Genomic DNA, 18,894 nt, shown 5'->3' with positions numbered 1-18,894 from the left:
CTTTAAAATTGAGGACTTTGACAAAAACTCTATTCTATGTGTATATCAATTTAACGTGTGCTATTTCAGCCTGGAAATAGCTCTTTACTCAGATATTTCTCAAATTCTAAGTCTGTTTTTATCTTTTTTGCTTCCATAAACATTGCCGCATCAGTTCCTACAATGTATCTTGGCAGCATCTCATCGTCATGAATTGCTTTTATTATTACTTTGGCAACTTCCGATGGCGGTGTTCCCATTTGTACCATCATCTTTAATCCTGAAAGAATGTGATCAGTGAGCTCTTTGTATTTGGGATCCTTCTTCGAATCTGGAATCTTCATTGATTCAAAAAAGTTTGTTTTGATCACTCCTGGTTCAATTAAAGTAGTCTTTATTCCAAACTGCCCAAGTTCATATCGTAGACATTCACCTAGTCCTTCAAGTGCAAATTTTGAACTGATGTATGCCGGAGATCCTGGCAGACCCATTCTTCCTGCAACTGAACTAATGTTTATGATATTTCCTGACTTTTGCTTTCTCATTATTGGGGCAACTTCTTGAATTATTCTTACAATGCTAAAGAAATTAGTTTCAAACTGTTTTCTAAAATCATCAACTAAAACATCTTCTGTACATCCAAATTGACCATATCCTGCATTATTTACTAGAACATCTATTCTTCCGCAATCTGAAATTATTTTCTTTATTGCAGAAACTATTGATTTTTCTTTGTCGACATCTAATTCTATAATTTCAATTGAAAGTTTTTCCTTTTTTGCAGCTTGCTCTAATTCGACTGCTTTTTTTGTATCTCTCATACTTGCAAAAGTTTTGTATCCGTCTCTTGCAAGTGCTAATACTGTTTCTAACCCAATACCTGAAGAACTACCTGTAACAAGAGCTACTTTTTCCATATTATTGCTAGATTTTTGGTCTATTTATCCCATTTTGATTTGTTATACTAATGGCCTGTCTCCTTCAGTAGGGTCTACCAATTCTGTTTTTTCTCCTTTGTTAATTCTCTCAAGAATTTCTAATGCTGAATATTTGTGAAGAAATTCATTGTTGTTTCCACATCTATATGAGAATGTACATCGTGGGCATCCTGACTCATTTGTGCATGGACATTCTTTTACGATATGCATGCTTCTCTCAAGTGCTTTTTCAAATCTGTCGTACAATGCTTTACTGGCACCGCTTCCACCAATAGCTCCATCATAGATGAAAATCAAGCCTGAGGTGCCTAGTGATATTCCGCCCAAATCTTGAGAAACTCCTCCTGTTATCATGTTGCTTCCTTCAATTACAACGTGTTCTGTCGCATGATATCCACTGGCTTCTGCATAGTCTTCATCTTCTGCTTTTTCTATAACTTTGAGAGGCCTTGGTGCATGAAAGACAATTCCTTTGGTTACAAAATCGTACTCCAATGGTGCATCTAACATCACTTTTTCCCCTTGAGTAATTTCTTGTCCTAACTCAATGTTGACATATCCGTAAACTTTCTTTTGAATATGTAATTTACAAAATGCAACTTCTACTCCATTTGCAATCCTTTTCTCAAAAACGGTTTCAACTGTTGGCCATTCTTCTGTAAGTGATTTTGTATAATATGGGTAGTCTCTTGAAATTCTTTCCAGTCTTGCAATATTTTTTTTAGGATAATCAAATTCTTTTACCCTGTAACGAATACCTGCCAAAAAATAGATTGCATCTTTATGTAATTCTTCTAATGCGATTGGTAGCACTCTGTCTCCAACTTTTCTATCTGATAGGAAGATGTCAATGGATTTACCTATTCCTCTTATGCTGTATTCATTTAACATGGAATTTATTTTATCGAAATTGGGAACAACTCTGCTGTTAAATATTTTCAGATTTTCTTTGATAATGTGGTGCTCAATAATTTCTTGGTGTTCTTTTAATTCATGTTTAGATATTGGTCTATCGCATGCCATTGCCAATACTTGAAATTCTTCAACAAATGGATTCTTTGGATCTATGTATGTTTTTTCAATATCTTCAAAATAATCATCAGGGTGATTTTTATAGTATTGAGATATCGGATCATTTCCCAATGCCAAAAATGCATATCCTCTTTGCCCTTTTCTTGCAGCCCTTCCGATTCTTTGGATTAGTCTATTCACTGGAATAGTAGATGATATGACACAATCAACATTCCCTACATCTATGCCTAATTCAAGCGTGGGGGTACAAGAAATAGCTTGTAATTTGTCCTCTTTGAATTGCCTCTCTACTGCAGTTCTATAGTTTGTCATTAATCCTGCCCGATGAACTTTGATGTTGACTTTTTGCTTTTTTGCTTGTATTGCTAAAAGCTCTGAGTTTAGATGAGAGTTGTTAAACACCATGGTCTTGTGATTTTTTTCTGTCAATTTCTTTACCAGTTCTACCATGAGTTTTCTTTGAGTTCTAAGTGATGGAAATAGCATTACAAAATCTGTTTGGCCTTTTTTTCCAGAACCGTAAATGATTTGCATTTTCTCTCCAAACAATAGCTCGCAGAATTTTTTTCCATCATCTAATGTGGCTGATGCTGCAACAAATTGTATTTTGTTACTGCAAATTCTTTTGAGTCTTTTAATGATGTAATGTACATTAGATCCAAAAATCCCAGAATACACATGTGCTTCATCTACAATTAGAATTTTAGTGGAAGACAATAACGATGAAAATTTTGTCTGATGCCACATATGGTAATGTAGTACATCAAAATTTGTAACTAAAATCTGAGGAGGCTCATCAATAATGTCTCTTCTCTCTGGAACTTTGGTATCTCCATCAAAAACTTTGACATTGACTCCAATCTTTTCTGCAAATTTTTGAATTTTTGGGAATTGATCTCGTGCTAAAGCTTTTGTTGGGTAAACAAAAATAGCAAAGACATTTCCCTCATTTGCTTCCTTTTTGATTCTTTGAATTACTGGAATCAAAAATGCTTCTGTTTTCCCAGATGCAGTAGGTGCCTCAATAACAACATTTTCTCTAAATGTTATTTCTTGAATTGCCTCTTCTTGAAATTTGTAAAATTGTTCAATCTTTAATTCTTTGAGATGTTCAGTGATAGATTCATCCAATCCCATTTCTTCAATTTTGGAGCCCATTTCAGGCTCAGGATTCTTCAAAACTTTGTATTGTGAAATATAGTCTTTCTTTGAAAATAAAATTTCTTCAGTAATTTTATCTGGCTTGTTATTTCCTATCATCTCCTTGATTTCATTTTCTGCTCTGATGATTCCTTCCTCCTTTAGCCCTTCTGATAGTCCAACGCTAGTAACTAAACCCTGATCAAAACGAGAGAGAAATTCAAGAAATACCTCATCAATGTTTTTTGAAAATTCTAGTAGATCTTCTATGCCGCATTTTTCACAAGAAACATGCATTTTTTTGTTAAATGTTTTTTGTATCTCTATCTTTGATTTGCATTTTGGACATGAGAATTTCAAGATCTACTTGATTGCTCTTACTTGGTGATTTATTGTTTAATCATAACTAAAGATCCATGACATTATTAAGCTAGAAAATAGTCTTGAATTTAAAAATGAAAAAAATTGAAATTAACAAAATTTACAATCTGAACTGTATTGAAGGAATGAATTTAATTCCTAAAAATAAGATTGATCTTGTAATTACTGATCCTCCGTTTGCCATAAATTTTAAGGCAAAAAAAGCAAATTACAACAGAACTTCATCCAGAGTATTATCGGGTTACAATGAAATCAAACCTGAAGATTACTATGATTTTACATTTGCATGGATGAGCGAGGTCTTTCGAATTTTAAAAGATTCTGGAAGCATGTATGTTTTTTCTGGATGGAATAATCTTAAAGATATTCTACGGGCATTAGATGATGTTGGATTTACCACCATAAATCACATAATCTGGAAATATCAATTTGGTGTGGTCACGAAAAAAAAATTCGTTACCTCTCACTACCACTGTCTTTATGTCTGCAAAGATGATAAGAAACGAAAATTTTTTCCATTTACCAGATTTCAAAAAGATGATAAAACAAAAGATGGACGAAGTCTTCATTATAAAGACAAAGAAGATGTGTGGGATATCAAAAGAGAATACTGGACTGGCGATGAAAAAACTCCTACTAAGCTTCCTTCTGAGTTAATCAAAAAATTATTGGAATACTCTAGTGAAAAAAAAGATATTGTGTTTGATCCATTCCTTGGCTCAGGACAAGTTGCAGTAGTAAGTAAATCTCTTAATCGATGTTTTCTAGGTTTTGAAATTGTTCCTGATTACTACAAATTTGCAAAAAAACGACTTGATAAAAACATGTACCGAATTAAAAAATCAAATTAATTATTTCTTTTCTGGTTCATCAATTCTTTTTTGACCTATTTTGTCTGAGATGCTTTTTCTGAGTTCTTCATCTGTCTTACCTTCTACTTTAACTCCTGCGGATCTTGCAATCATTTCTAACTTTTCTCTTTCTGTTTCTACAGGTCCTGAGATTTTTGGTGACTCTTCAGTAACCTCTTTCATATGATCTTGGATTTCATTTTTTGCCTTGTTGTATTCATTTACTGCTTTTCCTAGTTTTCTTGCAGCTCCTGGAAGTTTACCCGTTCCCAAAATCAACACAAGTGCCACAAAAATTATGATTAACCATTCACTTCCCCCTACATTTAGTGAATGTTCTAGCATATTCTGATATGCTGAAATTTGAAATTAAACGTAATGTTGAAGATTTATGCCTAGAAATCAGATCTTCTCATTGAATATCATACATGAGAAGCACTTATTGATTTAAATAAATTCATAACCGTTGACTTTTATGAAAAAAATTGAAGCTATCGTTCAATCCAGTGCAAAAGATGCAGTTGTTGCTGCAATCAAAAAAATTGGTGTTGGCGGTGTAACTATTCATCAAGTTCAAGGACAAGGCTCACAAGATCCTCCTCTTGTTGGACAATACTTTAGTCGAGATATGATCATCTGTGTTGTAGACGATCCTAAAGTTGATGAAATTTTAGATGCAATTGCAAATGCTGCATGCACTGGAACTAAAGGTGATGGTAAAGTCTTTGTCACTCCAGTTGATGATGCACTTGATATCTGCTCCAAAAAACGTGGAACCACCTCTATCTAATTTAGAACTCTTTGTGGTTCTAGTTTATTTCTAGATATTATTGCAAATACTGCAACTCCGATTCCTATTATACAAAATAAGACATATGGTGTTTCATTTCCAAATGATTGCGATATTGGGCCACCAATAGTTGGTCCTATTGCCCAACCCATTCCAAAAATTGTTTCATACGCCCCAATCATTTTTCCTGAAATTCCTTTTCTAGTCTTACTCAAAACTATTTCCAACGTAAGTGGGAAGAAAATACTGAATCCAAATCCCATCAAAACTAATGCAATACCGAAAGTAATGATTGAATCTGCAAAAATTGATATTGCTAATCCCATTGAAACTGCAATTGTTCCGGCAATCAGAGTTTGACTTGTATTTCTTGCAAACTTTCCTACAAGAGATAGAGATGCAACTCGTGATATTCCAAAAACAAAATACAACAACAAGATGTCTGCTGCTGTCATACCTTTGTCATTTAGAAATGCAGGATAAATCGTCAGAATTATTCCAAATGAGGATGTACAAAAAATCAACAATATTATGACTTCGGGAAATTTTCTCATCTCCTTAATTGATGAAAAGGAAAATCCCTCATGATGATTTCTGACACTTTTTCTTGAGGCTACAAGTGAAGTAATTATTCCAGCAGCCAGAATAAATGCTGCAATTTGGAATAGAATTCTATATGTTATGTCTAAACCCTCTAGGAATACTGTTCCAAGTAAGGGCCCTACCATAAATCCAATCACAAAAAACATTGTAAACCAAGAGATATTTCTGACTCTATTTTTCTCAGTACTTTCATTAGATATTATAGACTCACACGGTGGCCAAAAAAATGCGTGAGCTATTCCTGTCATTATCCTAAACCCCATAATTTCTGGAACTGATTGTGCAATTGATAGAAGATAAATGGATGCAGAATTGATAGCAGCCCCTAATGCAAGCAAATACCCATTGTTAATTCTGTCAAGAAGAATTCCAACAAACAATGGGATGAACATGTAGGGAATGAAATTTGTTAATCCGATTAATCCAAGCTCTGAATATGTTGCACCAATGATGTTCTTTGCAAATACTGGTAAGATTGGACCATGCAGTCCATATGAAATCCCAATGATTAGACCTGTGATGTTGACTAGTATCAGAACTCTGTTCATTTGTATGCGGCAACCATTATTGCCCCGCCCATAAGATCTTTCTCAAATTCAACTCTGGAAAATTTTTCTAGTAATAATCCTTCAAGCTTTTTGTTTGCAGGCCATCTCTTGAATGTTCCGTATAAAGTTCCAAACTTTAATCCTAATCTTCCTCCTGCGATAAATGCAAGAATTGGTAGAACACATCTAAGATAAAATGAAACTCCTGCTCTGATGAAAGCCTCATCTGGTTTTCCTAAATCTACAATTACAAACCTTCCCTCTTTTTTTAACACTCTGTGAATTTCAGAAATTGCAATTCTCAAATTGATTGCATCTCTTAATGAATATCCGCACAAAACAGCATCAAATTCTTCATCTCTAAATGGAATGTGCTCAAAAACTCCATTTGCCATATCTGGTGATTTATCAAAATGACTGCCTGTATTTTTTAACATGGGAACAAGAGGATCATAAAGTGTAATTGAAATTTTACCGTCAGTTAATTTCAAAGCAGTCTTTGACATGTTGCCAAAACCAGAACCTGCATCAAGAATCTTATTTCCCGGAAGCACTCTGCCTGTTATTCCGCGATTTCTATGTTCAACATCTTTTCCTAACGAAATGATAGAATTTACTTTGTCATAAACTGGAATGATTTCCCGAAGTACTTCCATTACTTCGCCCCAATAACTTCCTAAACCCATAATTTATCGTCTCAGTATACTATGTTGAATAGTTTTCAAATCTAAAACTTTTATTGAGTATCAAACTTTGATGTGTTTTTAGAATAATTTTCCAAGTCTGATTCAGAAATTTTCTCAAAAACTTTTGACTCTGCTGTTATCTTTGCCATTTTTACATTGTTTGCACCGTCTTTTTGATCTGACTTTAAATTAATTGCTGCAATAGCTAATGAAGCTGCATCCTCCAAACTCATGTCTTCCTTGTAGAATTTTTCCAAAAATTCATTGACATCTTCTGCACCTGCACCAATTGCAACTGCTGAATATTGTAAATAAGTTCCACTTGGATCTGTTACATAGATTGATTCCCCTTTCTGATCAATTCCTGCAATAATCATTGAAACTCCATTTGGACGTACTCCGCCATACTGTGTAAATTGATGTGCTTGATCAGCTAAATGTTTGGCAACTGTTGCGACTTCAACTGACTCATCATAGGTCATTCTGTTTCCCTGTGAAAAGAATCTTGCACTATCTACTTGAACACGTGCATCTGGGATGTATCCGGCCGCTGCAACTCCAATATGATAATCTACCTGAAAAATTTTCTGCGTAATGTTTTTTGTTTGTAATGGACGTGGTTTTTCCTCTACTGCTAAAATAACTCCTTCTTTACTGATAATACCGATTGCTATAGTGCCTCTTTTTACAGTCTCAATTGCATACTCTACTTGGTAAATTCTACCATCTGGAGAATACATGGTTGGAGTCATATCGTAACCACGTGATGCCATCATGTTATCACGAGTTCATCCTAAGTCAATTTAAGGGTAATTGTCTTGCTTGAATGTGGAAAAGATCTGGAAATAGGGTTTTAAGCAAAATTCACTATACTTTTAGTAGATGACAAATCAACTCCTAGAATTCAAAGAAATTATTAGATCAAGACAAGTTTCTCAACAAAGAAAACCTGATAAGCAGACCCGAAAATTACTGCTTTACTTATTTACAAGCACCAGGGGGGGATTCACTCGATTACGAATAATCATACATCTGCTTGATAAGCCATACAATACACATCAATTAGCACAAACACTTGATCTTGATTACAAGGCAGTTCAACATCATATGAAAGTACTTGAGAACAATAATTTGGTTTCAAAAATTGGTGAAAAATATGGTGCAATTTTTCATCTCTCAAACTTCCTTGAACTAAATATTCATACTTTAGAGGAAGCAATAGACAAGCTAGATAGAAAAATGAATCAGAAAAAAGTATACATGTAATTTTATCATTTAGCGATCTGAAATTTCGAATGAAACTTAATATAATATGATTAAATTGTAAAAATCATCTTGGTCAAAAATGATCCTTTTGTAAATGCAACCAAGCAAGTCAATGATGCGTGTGATCTTCTTGGAATTAAAGATCAAGGATTGCGTGAATATCTTGCAATGCCAAACAGAGTTTTGAGAGTAAAAATTCCAGTAAAGATGGATAATGGAAAAATTAGAATTTTCACAGGTTTTAGAAGTCAGCACAATAATGACAGAGGTCCATACAAAGGAGGTATCCGTTACTTTAACCCAGAAGGTGGAGTTGAATACATGGAACGTGAAGTTATGGCACTTTCATCTTGGATGACTTGGAAATGTGCCATTGTTGATATTCCATTAGGTGGAGGAAAAGGCGGTATCTATGTTAATCCTAAAACTGAAAAAATTAGTGAAGGCGAACTAGAACGACTAACAAGAGGATTTGCATTCAAAATATTTGAAGTAATTGGACCTGGAAAAGATATTCCAGCTCCTGATGTTTACACAACTGGAAAAGAAATGACACAAATCATGGACACTTATAGTAAACTAACTGGTAACATATCTTCTCCAGGAGTCATTACTGGAAAACCTCTCTCTATGGGGGGTTCTCTTGCAAGGAATGTTGCCACTGGTTTAGGTGCAGCATATTGTGTAAGGGAAGCTGCAAAAGCAATTAAACTAAATCTAAAAGGTGCTAAAGTTGTTTTACAAGGATTTGGAAATGCATCAACATTTGCAGGTGAATATCTTGAAAAAATGGGTGCAAAAATAATTGGTGTTAGTGACTCTAAAGGTTCTATATCCATTCCAGGAAGTGCCAAGGTTAGTAAAATCATAGAGTATAAACAAAAACATGGTTCTGTTGTTGGGTTTCCTGGAAGCAAAAAAATCACAACTGAAGAATTACTTACTACAAAATGTGATATTCTAGTTCCAGGTGCACTTGAAAATCAAATCAATGCAAAGATTGCAAAGAATCTCAAATGTAAAATTGTTGCAGAAGCTGCAAATGGTCCAACATTGCCTGAAGCAGATCCAATTATCTATCAAAAGAAAATTTTAGTTATTCCCGATATTTTGGCAAACTCTGGTGGTGTGTGTATTTCATACCTTGAATGGGTTCAAAATAACATGGGCTACTATTGGACATTTGATGAGGTTGCAAATAAGATGGAACAAAATATCACTAAAGGATTCAAAGATGCTTATGAAATGTCAAAGAAACATAAAGTTGACATGAGAAAGGCTACTATGGCTTTGGCAGTTGAAAGAGTTGTAGAGGCATTTAACCAAAAAGGTATTTGGCCTTAATCTTAAACCAGAAAAGATTCGTAACAAACTAGTTGTTCAATAAACATGATCTTACCTTTTGTAATCAATCTGAGTTTTCTTTTATAAGAAAGATCGACATTTGTTCTTCTTTGTAATAATTGAATTGTTTTCCCAGTGAGATGCCTTCCTTTTTTGTCTCTGTCAAAGAGTATTATGATGTTTTCAAACTTTGCAGCATAATCTGTAAAGTCTATCATTCCTTTAAATTTGTGAAATTCTAAAACTTTTCCAGAATAACCTAGTTTTCTTAATGCATTGCAATCTCTTTTTCCTTCAACAACAACTATGCTATCTTTCTTTGAGTTTAATTGAAAAACAAAATTCTTCAACTCTGTAATTTCTTGTTCGGAAACTAGCATACTATGTAAGTTGTTTTAACATATTAAGCGCTTTTGGCAAATAGAAAATAATGTCTGATGTTTTACTAATACAAAATACTAGAATTGAAGGTTCGGGATACCTAGGCGAACTCCTCAAAAAAGATGGGTTTGATATTGCCTCAGTTAATGCAAAACATGAAGAACTTCCTGAGAAAAAATTTTCCCTAGCTATAATTTTAGGTGCTCCTGAAAGCGCAAATGATGATTTACCATATCTTAAGGCAGAGCAGAAACTTATCAAAAATTACGTGGAAGAAAACATTCCTGTTTTAGGAATATGCTTGGGTTCTCAACTAATTGCAAAAACTTTTGGTGCTAAAGTGTATACGGGACCTAAAAAAGAAATTGGATTTTACAATGACTTGAAAATCTCAGATGACTCTTCATTTTTTTCTGGTTTCAAAAATCCATTCACTGTATTTCATTGGCATGGTGATACCTTTGATTTACCTAAAGATGCTATTAGATTAGCCTCATCTGAGCATTATCTTAATCAGGCATTTCAGTACAAAAGTGCAATCGGGTTACAATTTCATTTGGAGGTAAATGAGGAGATGGTTAACTTGTGGCTCGACAATACGGAGAAAAAATTACAAAAAATCTCATATGTCGATCCAAAAAAAATTCGCTTAGATATTGCTAAAAATATTTCAACTGTAAAATCAAATATGAGAGATTTTTACAGCAATTTCAAAACGTCATTCAACCTTTGACCAAAGTTTAATATACTTAGATTTGATTCCATCGATCGAACGATGACTGCCGTGAAGAAAATTTTTGAAGATACAATCAAAACCGATCACAAAGTCATCACAGAAGAATTATCAAAAAATATTCTCAAAAGTTATGGTGTAAAAGTTCCACCTTATGCACTTGCCACTTCTGCAGACGATGCAGTAAAGCAAGCAAAAAAAATTGGTTTTCCTCTGGTAATGAAAGTTGTATCTCCACAAATTTTACACAAGACTGATGTTGGTGGAGTTAAAGTTGGAATTGATAATGTCAATGATGTCAAAAAGACATTCAATGACATGTATGGCCGTCTTTCTAAAAAGAAAGGTGTCGATGTTAAAGGAATTCTTTTGGAAAAAATGGTTCCAAAAGGTGTTGAACTAATTGTAGGTATTCAAAATGATCCACAATTTGGCCCAATGATTATGGCTGGATTAGGTGGAGTGATGACTGAGGTCTTCAAAGATGTTGCATTTAGAATGTTACCAATTTCTACTTTTGATGCAAAATCAATGTTAAACGAACTCAAAGGTTCCAAACTTCTCAAAGGTTTCAGAGGAAGTGAACCAATTGATCTTAACATGGTAGCAAAAATGTTAGTAGATATTGGAAAATTAGGTGTAGAAAATGCCGATTACATTAACAGTATTGACTTTAATCCAGTAGTCGTTTATCCAAAATCACACTTTGTAGTTGATGCAAAAATTATTCTTAATGATAAATTAAAAAAGAATTCAATCTCAAAAGCAAAACCAAACATTGCCTCAATGGAGTCATTCTTTACTCCAAAGTCAGTTGCACTTGTTGGTGCATCTGCAACACCTGGCAAGATCGGTAATTCTGTATTAGATGCACTTGGAAAACAAGATTACAAAGGTAAAGTATATCCAATTAATCCTAAACAAAAATCAATTCTTGGAATCAAATGCTATCCATCATTAGAAGAAATACCTGCAAAAGTTGATCTGGTTGTTGTCTGTATTGATCTTTCAGCATGTGGTCCAATTATGAAAACATGTGCAAAGAAAGGAATTCATAATGTTGTAATCGTTTCAGGTGGCGGTAAAGAGCTTGGTGGTGACAGAGCTGCAATGGAAGCTGAAGTAAAAGAATTGTCTCTAAAACACAAAATCCGTGTAGTTGGTCCTAATTGTATTGGAATGTTCAATGCTGCAAATCGTCTTGATTGCGCATTCCAAGGACAAGCAAGAATGGTACGTTCAAAATTAGGAAATGTTGCATTTTTCTCACAAAGCGGAACCATGGGAATCAGTATGTTGGAAAGTGCTGATGTGTTTGGTTTATCTAAGATGATTAGTTTTGGTAATCGTTCTGATGTTGATGAGGCAGACATGATATGGTATGCTGCAAATGATCCTCAAACAAAAGTAATTGGATTATATGTTGAAGGATTTGGTGATGGCAGAAAATTCATCAATACTGCCAAACGTGTAATGAAAGAGAAGAAAAAACCAATCGTCATTTGGAAGAGTGGGAGAACTGCTGCAGGTGCAAAACAAGCTGCATCCCATACGGGTTCACTTGGAGGCTCAAATGCAATGATTATGGGTGCCTTCAAACAAGCAGGAATTATTTCAGTTGATAGTTATCAAGAACTAGTTGGAGTCTTAAAGGCACTTGCATGGCAACCTACTGCAAAGGGTAATCGTGTTGCCATGACTAGTAATGGGGCTGGTCCGATGATTGGTGGAATTGATCAATTAGAAAGATTAGGTCTCACAATAGGTAAGTTATCTCCACCTATTCTCAAAAAAATAAAGGCCCGTTTTCCACCAACTGTTCCTATTCATAATGGTAATCCTGCAGATGTTGGTGGTGGTGCAACTGCAGATGACTATAGATTTGTCATTCAGCAATTCCTTGATGAAAAGAATATTGACATTGCAATGCCATGGTTTGTCTTCCAAGATGATCCACTTGAAGAAACAATTGTTGGTTATCTAGATGAACTCTCAAAGAAAAAGAAGAAACCAATTCTCGCTGGAGGTAATGGTGGTCCATATACTGAAAAAATGATAAAACTGATTGAGAAACATAATGTTCCAGTTTACCAAGATCTTCGAACTTGGGTTGCAGCTGCAGCTGCATTGGCCCAATGGGGAAAACAACTAAAAAAATAGATAACATTTAAGTTTCACATTACTTGGCAAATCACATGTCACTAGTTACCACATCTACTTCTGATGGCATTTGTACTGTCAAAATTAACCGACCTGACAAACTTAATGCTATGAACATAGATGTTGCAAAAGAACTAATCAAAACTTTTGAAGAACTCAATCATGATGATGATGTCAAAGTTATCATCTTGACTGGTGAGGGAGAAAAGGCATTTTCTGCTGGTGCAGATATTGAATACATGTCAAAAATATCTGCCGATGAATCCGTTGATTATGCAAAAACTGGTCAACTTGTAACTTCAACTGTTGAACTGGTAAAACAACCAACTATTGCTGCAATCAATGGTTTTGCTTTAGGTGGAGGTTGTGAACTTGCAATGTCTTGTGATATTAGAATAGCTGCAGATACTGCAAAGTTGGGCCAACCAGAAGTAACAATTGGAATCCCTCCTGGATGGGGCGGGACTCAAAGATTGATGAGAATTGTGGGAATAGCAAAAGCAAAAGAACTTGTTTACACAGGTAAAATGGTCAAAGCAGATGAGGCAAAAGAAATTGGTCTTGTAAATCAAGTAGTTCCTCTTGCATCATTACAAGAAGAATCTTTGAAAATGGCACAACAAATAGCTGGAAACTCTACAATGGGTGTTCAAATGTCTAAAGTTGCAATTAACAAAGGACGAAATGCAGATCTTGACACTGGTCTTGCAGTTGAACTTCTTGCTTGGAGAAATTGTTTCACTCATCCTGATAGAGAAGAACGCATGACGGCATTTGTTAACAAGTCAAAGAAATAGTTATTTCCAATTTCCTTCTTATTTTATTTAATTTAAAAAATAGAGTTAGAGTTTTTTCTACTCTACTTTACGGTAACTAAGCCAATTCTCCATGGATGGAATGAACAATAATATTTGTATACTCCAGACTCCTCAAAAGTAAATTCAAATTTATCTCCCGTATTCAATGGAGAACTGTTAAACCAGTCAATTACATTTCCAGATGCATCTAGACTTTGAATGTTATGTAGAACCGAGTCGTCATTAACCCATGTAACTGATGTGCCTTTAGAAATTTCTAGATTTAGTGGCAAGTAAAATCCAATACTTGCTATGTCTGAGTTTCCGTTAGGAATTGTTACTGATGCTTGTAGAATTTTGGATGATTCTGAATTTACACTTTCAATAGTAATGACCTCATTTTCAATCAAAAATTTAACCATGTTTAGAAATTCTTGTTCTGAGATAATTCCTTCACCATACCACAAAGCTGTATTTTTTACCCATTCTGGAACTGATTCGGCATTTGCAATATTTACTGATGATGAAACCAGTAAAATTGAAAACACCATAATTGGAATAATTGTTTTTTTTGGAAGATATTCCATATCTAAAATTGTTTTAATATATTTTAAGTAACTGTGTAAATTTTCAGGTGTGATTTTTACTTTTTGACATTAAAACACCATAATTTTTATAGTTTAATATGAAAAAATATCGAGTTATTCTTCTATTGTGAATAGTCCTATCATCTCTGCATCTGCATGACTTACGACATGACTGTGATACAACCACATTGCTGGCTTGTCCGGAGTTACAACAAATGTTTCAAGTGCGCCCTGTACTAATGGTATTGTAGTGCCCTGAATGTTTGTTCCTCTGCTTGAACAATTTGTGGTTACTTATCAGAGTTTGTTTCTTTTTGAATACTTAGATCTGGAAAAATCTGAATACTGCCTGATACTCTAATTAATAATGCAAGTAGAATCAGAATTCCGACCAGACCAAATTTTTACTCATAAATCAAACCAAAATCACATCCCATTAAACTAAAACAAGTATTTCTCTGATTAGGATTTTGAAGAATGATTATGTTCACTAGAACTATAATCTTAGTAAGTAAAATTTTCCATTTTGGTAATTTCTGATTACATTGTAATTTTTTATCGTTTTGTTGGTATAATACACTGTCTTGCAGTGCAATCAAATTTGTTATATTCAATTTCTATTTTTTTAATGTATGCAAGAATTAATTCAATCTCAAAAAATAGTAGATGATGAAAGAAAGCAGGTCATTTTAGAAATACTTGCTGATAAATATTGTAAACAAATTCTACATAATACTTTAGAAAAACCAAAATCTGCCATGGAAATTTCTAATGAAAAACAGATTCCAATCAGTACTGTGTATAGAAGGTTACAAACTCTATATGATGCAAAATTACTAGCAATTTCAGGTTCAATAAATCAGGATGGGAAAAAGTATTTTCTATACAAAAGTAAGGTAAAATCCATTTCTCTAAAGTGTGATTTGGAAATTACAGTAGTTGAACTAATTCCAAACACATCCCGTGCGGATTAATTTTCTAGAATTTTTGTTGAGGCAAAAATTTTGGAAAAAAACTTAACATCAAAACGACAAATTCACACAGCAAAAAAGGAATCTACAAGAAGTATTACATATAGACTTCCAGAAAAACTTGTAACTGAATTAGAAACCGAGTCAACCCAGAAAGGAATATCTCAAAATGTATTGGTCAGACAAATTCTTGAAAAGTATATTCAATGGGATAGATTTTCCAGTAAAATTGGAATGATTCCAGTTCCAAAAGGTATCTTGGAATCTTTAGGAACAGAGTTAGATGAAAAAGATATTGATGAAATAATTACTTTGATGTTTCCTGTGATTAAAGATACTGTCCTATTTATCAAAGGAGGATATGATTTGAAAAGATGTATCGAAACACTTGAAGATTACATGCGAGCATCTGGAATGAATTCTGATCATAGAGTTGAGGGTGACATGCACATATTTTTAATTCAACATGAGTTGGGAATAAAATGGTCCGTATTTACAGAACAACTACTAACTCATGTTTTTAGAAATTTCTTGCCTGAGAAAGAATTGCGATTTCAAACAACTGAGACAACGGTAATTTTGTCTGTCTCTTTAGGTTCTGATTTTGATGAACATGATTATCATACAGATCCTTAGAGAAATATGGAAAAAACCTGATTAATTCCTGAATTACTAGTGTGTTGGGTGGGAAAAGCTTATTATAATTTGAGGCGGCTTTTTTATTTATAATGGCAACTGAGCAAACACAAAAGATGATCACAGTTAGTGCAAAAGCAGCTGAAAAGATCAAAGAATTCATGAAAGAAGAAGCAGAATCACCTGAATATCTTCGAGTATATGTTCAAGGTGGCGGCTGTTCTGGTCTATCTTATGGAATGGGCTTTGAAAAGACACCAGAAGAAGATGACATCATCATGGAAGAAAATGGAGTAAAACTCCTAGTTGACAGTTACAGTGTTGACCATCTACAAGGTGCAAACGTAGACTATATTGAAAGTCTAATGGGTTCTGGATTTAAAATCAATAATCCAAACGTTACAAAATCCTGTTCATGTGGTCACTCATTTAGTACTGAATAAACAACTATCATTATTTTTCATTTTTAGATTTTCTTAGCGGTTTACTATGCCAATCTATTTCTTGAAAAATTTCATATCTTGCTACAATTTTTTTGCGATACCCTCATATATCGAAGGTAGAAACCAAAATTATGATAATAAAGGAGATGAATAATTTATGCCTCAATCAGGAATTGTCAAATATCATGTTAAACTTTCCTATGAAGTTGATGGGCTCGTTGAAAGAGCAGATATAATCGGAGCCATCTTTGGCCAAACAGAAGGACTGTTAGGCCCAGAGATGAATCTGAATGAACTGCAACGAGTTTCTAAAGTAGGACGTATTGAAGTTAATACAAAATCTACTGCAAACACTACTGCAGGTGATGCCTTGATCCCAATGAGCACTGATATTGATACATGTGCATTAATTGCTGCAGGAATAGAAAGCATTGACAAAGTAGGACCGTTTGATTGTAAATTTAGATTAGAAGCCATTGATGATGTACGAGCTGCAAAGAAAGATGATATTGTAAGACGTGCAAAAGAAATCAAGCAAAAATGGGCTACTAAAACTGTTAGCGAAGGAGAAACAATGCTAAATGATGTTCATCAGGGCGATGCTGGAAAACTAGCAACTTATGGACCATCAAAATTAACATGTAGTTCTGGCGTCTTTGATTCTAATTGGGTAATTCTAGTAGAAGGGAGGGCAGATGTAATCAATCTTCTAAGAGCAGGATATGATAATGTTTTGGCAATTGAAGGTGCAAAAATTGATGAGTCCATAAAAGAGCTATGTAATAATAAAGACACGGTAGTTGCATTCCTTGATGGAGATAGATCAGGCGGATTTATTCTCAAAGAACTCAAATCTGTTGTTACTTTAGATTATGAATTACAAGCAGATACTGGTGTTGAAGTTGAAGAACTAACTCCACAAAGAATTGATGAAATTCTAAGACCAATTGCCGATGAAATTAAATCTGGAAAACCAACCCCTGCTCTCAAAAGTGAAGACGATAAACCTCTTGCAGATGTCGCATCAAAGGTTTTTCCAAATCTGAATGAAACTCTTGAAGCAGTTGCGTTAGACGGTGATCAAAATGAAGTTTTCAAAGTTCCAATCAGTGAAGTAGTAAACAAACTATCATCACAATCTGGAATCAAATATCTTCTACTAGATGGAATAATTACTCAGAGGCTTTTGGAAGGTGCCAAAAATGCAGGTGTTGAATGTGTTGTTGGTCACAGAGTTGCTAAACTTTCCACCTCTGATGGAATGACACTAAAAACATTCAGTGATTTAGGCGTATCTTAGGGAACTAGATGACTGAACTAAAAATTCAGCACATCTTAACACTCTCATATCTATTATCCAAAGGTGCAAGACACAACTATGTCACTATAACAACTTCCTCTCTTGGAAAAAATATTAAAAAATCTCAACAATCTGCATCAAAACACCTCTTAGAATTAGAACAAAATCAATTCATAGAGAGAATAATTAGTGGTCGCAACATTTCTGTAAAAATTACTCCTAAAGGTTTCAGTGAAATGGTAAAACTCTCTGCAATACTGCGAAAAAGTTTGGATTCTTCAACATCTCACGTTGAACTCAAAGGAACTTTGGTTTCTGGAATGGGTGAAGGTGCATACTATATGGGATTAAAAGGATACACAAAACAATTCCAATCTAAAATTGGATATGTTCCATTCCCTGGAACTCTTAATGTGAGATTAGATCAAAAAATCCATCAAGAAGCAATTAAACAATTTGAAACTTTGAATGGTGTAAAAATTAAGGGCTTCTCGGATGGGAAGAGAACCTATGGATGGGTAAAATGTTTTCCAGCCAAATTAAACAATTCAGCAAATTGTGAATTAATTATGCTTGAGCGAACACATCATGATGATTCAATTATTGAATTAATCTCTAAATCCTGTTTGAGAAAAACTGCAAAACTTAAAGACGGTTCAAAAATTTCAATTAAAATTCAAATTAATTCCTAGATCCCGTGAATAGATTTGCCATACTCTTTTTCAATTTTAGAGCTAGATATATCTGGAATGGGGGATTGCAATCTTGCAACTTTTGCATCAAGCTTAATTTTTTTACATCCTTCCGTGATGAATTTTTCTTGATGAACCTGATCATAACCCAACGCAATAATTTCTGGTCTTACAAGATTGACTGTCTTGAAAATATCATCTTCTTGTCCAATTAGACAGAGATCCACCATTGATAGTGAATTTACTAATTCCTGTCTCTGTTTTTGACTGTGAATTGGATTTCTTTTTTTCATCTTTACTGCTGTGTTGTCTGTTGCCACAACTACTACTAGTACATCCCCTAATGCCTTTGCTGCATTTAGGGTGTAGATGTGACCTGGATGAATAATGTCAAAAACTCCGCCTGCTAATACCACTCGTAATGAACTTCGACCCATTTCTGTAAGCGTGCTCCTATCTTCATTTACAAATTGGTTTTTTATCAATTCATCAATCTTTGAATTTATCATGTCTTCTGATAACATGCTTTTTTTCATAATTGTCTGCGTTAATGGTCTCCCGTCAATTTGAGATACATACATGACTGCAAGAATTAGTTTTTCACTTTGTTTCAATATTTTTTCTATTTTTGACCCT

Annotated in this window: 22 protein-coding genes; 12 read left to right on the top strand and 10 right to left on the bottom strand. The window is 34.2% G+C overall.

The genetic code is table 11. The features are described 5' to 3' along the window. Window positions 1-65 precede the first annotated feature (65 nt). Both C5F50_RS10095 and C5F50_RS10090 read right to left on the bottom strand, forming a co-directional pair. Entirely contained in the window at window positions 66-896 is an 831-nt protein-coding gene (locus C5F50_RS10095) for an SDR family oxidoreductase (protein WP_179371217.1), read from the bottom strand. A 42-nt stretch (window positions 897-938) separates the two neighbouring features. Then, a complete protein-coding gene (locus C5F50_RS10090) occupies window positions 939-3,449 on the bottom strand; it encodes a DEAD/DEAH box helicase (protein ID WP_179371216.1) in 2,511 nt (836 codons plus the stop codon). Window positions 3,450-3,544: 95 nt separating this feature from the next. Here C5F50_RS10090 and C5F50_RS10085 point away from each other — a divergent pair, with 95 nt between their 5' ends. After that, entirely contained in the window at window positions 3,545-4,321 is a 777-nt protein-coding gene (locus C5F50_RS10085; protein WP_179371215.1) for a DNA-methyltransferase, read from the top strand. On the opposite strand, the gene C5F50_RS10080 is transcribed toward C5F50_RS10085, so the two are convergent. After that, entirely contained in the window at window positions 4,322-4,666 is a 345-nt protein-coding gene (locus C5F50_RS10080) for a Sec-independent protein translocase subunit TatA/TatB (RefSeq protein ID WP_179371214.1), read from the bottom strand. Between the two features lie 130 nt (window positions 4,667-4,796). On the opposite strand from C5F50_RS10080, the gene C5F50_RS10075 reads away from it, so the two are divergent. Further along, window positions 4,797-5,111 (top strand): P-II family nitrogen regulator, encoded by a 315-nt coding sequence (locus C5F50_RS10075; RefSeq protein ID WP_179371213.1) that lies wholly within the window; start codon window positions 4,797-4,799, stop codon window positions 5,109-5,111. Here the strand turns inward: C5F50_RS10075 and C5F50_RS10070 are convergent. From C5F50_RS10070 to C5F50_RS10060, 3 genes are read right to left on the bottom strand one after another with little or no spacing between them, the layout of a single operon-like run. Next, window positions 5,108-6,262 carry an MFS transporter gene (locus tag C5F50_RS10070; RefSeq protein ID WP_179371212.1) on the bottom strand — a complete coding sequence of 385 codons (1,155 nt, stop codon included), beginning with the start codon at window positions 6,260-6,262 and terminating at the stop codon, window positions 5,108-5,110. The genes C5F50_RS10075 and C5F50_RS10070 overlap by 4 nt on opposite strands. Then, window positions 6,259-6,948, bottom strand: coding sequence for a class I SAM-dependent methyltransferase (locus C5F50_RS10065; RefSeq protein WP_179371211.1), 690 nt, complete (start codon window positions 6,946-6,948; stop codon window positions 6,259-6,261). The genes C5F50_RS10070 and C5F50_RS10065 overlap by 4 nt, the downstream gene beginning before the upstream one ends. Window positions 6,949-6,998: 50 nt before the next feature. Next, window positions 6,999-7,724 (bottom strand): archaeal proteasome endopeptidase complex subunit alpha, encoded by a 726-nt coding sequence (locus C5F50_RS10060; RefSeq protein WP_179371210.1) that lies wholly within the window; start codon window positions 7,722-7,724, stop codon window positions 6,999-7,001. Between the two features lie 106 nt (window positions 7,725-7,830). On the opposite strand from C5F50_RS10060, the gene C5F50_RS10055 reads away from it, so the two are divergent. Continuing rightward, window positions 7,831-8,214, top strand: a complete 384-nt coding sequence (locus C5F50_RS10055; protein WP_179371209.1) for an ArsR/SmtB family transcription factor — start codon at window positions 7,831-7,833, stop codon at window positions 8,212-8,214. Between the two features lie 69 nt (window positions 8,215-8,283). Beyond that, on the top strand, window positions 8,284-9,558 hold the full coding sequence (locus C5F50_RS10050; protein WP_179371208.1) for a Glu/Leu/Phe/Val family dehydrogenase: 1,275 nt from the start codon (window positions 8,284-8,286) through the stop codon (window positions 9,556-9,558). A 2-nt stretch (window positions 9,559-9,560) separates the two neighbouring features. Here the strand turns inward: C5F50_RS10050 and C5F50_RS10045 are convergent, their stop codons facing one another. Next, entirely contained in the window at window positions 9,561-9,938 is a 378-nt protein-coding gene (locus C5F50_RS10045; RefSeq protein WP_179371207.1) for a toprim domain-containing protein, read from the bottom strand. 50 nt (window positions 9,939-9,988) lie between these two features. On the opposite strand from C5F50_RS10045, the gene C5F50_RS10040 reads away from it, so the two are divergent. Genes C5F50_RS10040 through C5F50_RS10030 form a run of 3 tightly spaced genes read left to right on the top strand, consistent with a single transcriptional unit; the run spans window position 9,989 to window position 13,629 of the window. Next, window positions 9,989-10,672, top strand: coding sequence for a type 1 glutamine amidotransferase (locus C5F50_RS10040; protein ID WP_179371206.1), 684 nt, complete (start codon window positions 9,989-9,991; stop codon window positions 10,670-10,672). Between the two features lie 42 nt (window positions 10,673-10,714). Further along, on the top strand, window positions 10,715-12,832 hold the full coding sequence (locus C5F50_RS10035) for a 3-hydroxypropionate--CoA ligase (RefSeq protein WP_179371205.1): 2,118 nt from the start codon (window positions 10,715-10,717) through the stop codon (window positions 12,830-12,832). 35 nt (window positions 12,833-12,867) lie between these two features. Beyond that, entirely contained in the window at window positions 12,868-13,629 is a 762-nt protein-coding gene (locus C5F50_RS10030; RefSeq protein WP_179371204.1) for an enoyl-CoA hydratase/isomerase family protein, read from the top strand. A gap of 62 nt (window positions 13,630-13,691) precedes the next feature. Here the strand turns inward: C5F50_RS10030 and C5F50_RS10025 are convergent, their stop codons facing one another. Then, a complete protein-coding gene (locus C5F50_RS10025) occupies window positions 13,692-14,216 on the bottom strand; it encodes a cupredoxin domain-containing protein (RefSeq protein WP_179371203.1) in 525 nt (174 codons plus the stop codon). A gap of 114 nt (window positions 14,217-14,330) precedes the next feature. Continuing rightward, window positions 14,331-14,462 carry a multicopper oxidase domain-containing protein gene (locus C5F50_RS13415; protein WP_425340057.1) on the bottom strand — a complete coding sequence of 44 codons (132 nt, stop codon included), beginning with the start codon at window positions 14,460-14,462 and terminating at the stop codon, window positions 14,331-14,333. A gap of 386 nt (window positions 14,463-14,848) precedes the next feature. Here C5F50_RS13415 and C5F50_RS10015 point away from each other — a divergent pair, with 386 nt between their 5' ends. The 5 genes from C5F50_RS10015 (at window position 14,849) to C5F50_RS09995 (ending at window position 18,258) form a co-directional block, all read left to right on the top strand. Further along, entirely contained in the window at window positions 14,849-15,190 is a 342-nt protein-coding gene (locus C5F50_RS10015; protein ID WP_179371202.1) for a helix-turn-helix domain-containing protein, read from the top strand. A 27-nt stretch (window positions 15,191-15,217) separates the two neighbouring features. Beyond that, complete coding sequence (locus tag C5F50_RS10010; protein ID WP_425340056.1) at window positions 15,218-15,823, top strand: hypothetical protein; 606 nt, start codon at window positions 15,218-15,220, stop codon at window positions 15,821-15,823. 92 nt (window positions 15,824-15,915) lie between these two features. Beyond that, window positions 15,916-16,266 (top strand): iron-sulfur cluster insertion protein ErpA, encoded by a 351-nt coding sequence (gene erpA / locus C5F50_RS10005; protein ID WP_179371200.1) that lies wholly within the window; start codon window positions 15,916-15,918, stop codon window positions 16,264-16,266. A gap of 157 nt (window positions 16,267-16,423) precedes the next feature. Further along, the gene (dnaG, locus tag C5F50_RS10000; RefSeq protein ID WP_179371199.1) at window positions 16,424-17,566 is read left to right on the top strand and encodes a DNA primase DnaG; all 1,143 of its coding nucleotides are present in this window, start codon (window positions 16,424-16,426) and stop codon (window positions 17,564-17,566) included. Between the two features lie 8 nt (window positions 17,567-17,574). Continuing rightward, entirely contained in the window at window positions 17,575-18,258 is a 684-nt protein-coding gene (locus C5F50_RS09995) for a DUF120 domain-containing protein (protein WP_179371198.1), read from the top strand. Here C5F50_RS09995 and C5F50_RS09990 read toward each other — a convergent pair. Continuing rightward, window positions 18,255-18,875 carry an FAD synthase family protein gene (locus C5F50_RS09990; RefSeq protein WP_425340055.1) on the bottom strand — a complete coding sequence of 207 codons (621 nt, stop codon included), beginning with the start codon at window positions 18,873-18,875 and terminating at the stop codon, window positions 18,255-18,257. The genes C5F50_RS09995 and C5F50_RS09990 overlap by 4 nt on opposite strands. Window positions 18,876-18,894 lie beyond the last annotated feature (19 nt).

The organism is Nitrosopumilus ureiphilus (assembly GCF_013407185.1).
Classification (GTDB): domain Archaea; phylum Thermoproteota; class Nitrososphaeria; order Nitrososphaerales; family Nitrosopumilaceae; genus Nitrosopumilus; species Nitrosopumilus ureiphilus.
This window is presented reverse-complemented; position numbering and strand designations above follow the sequence as displayed.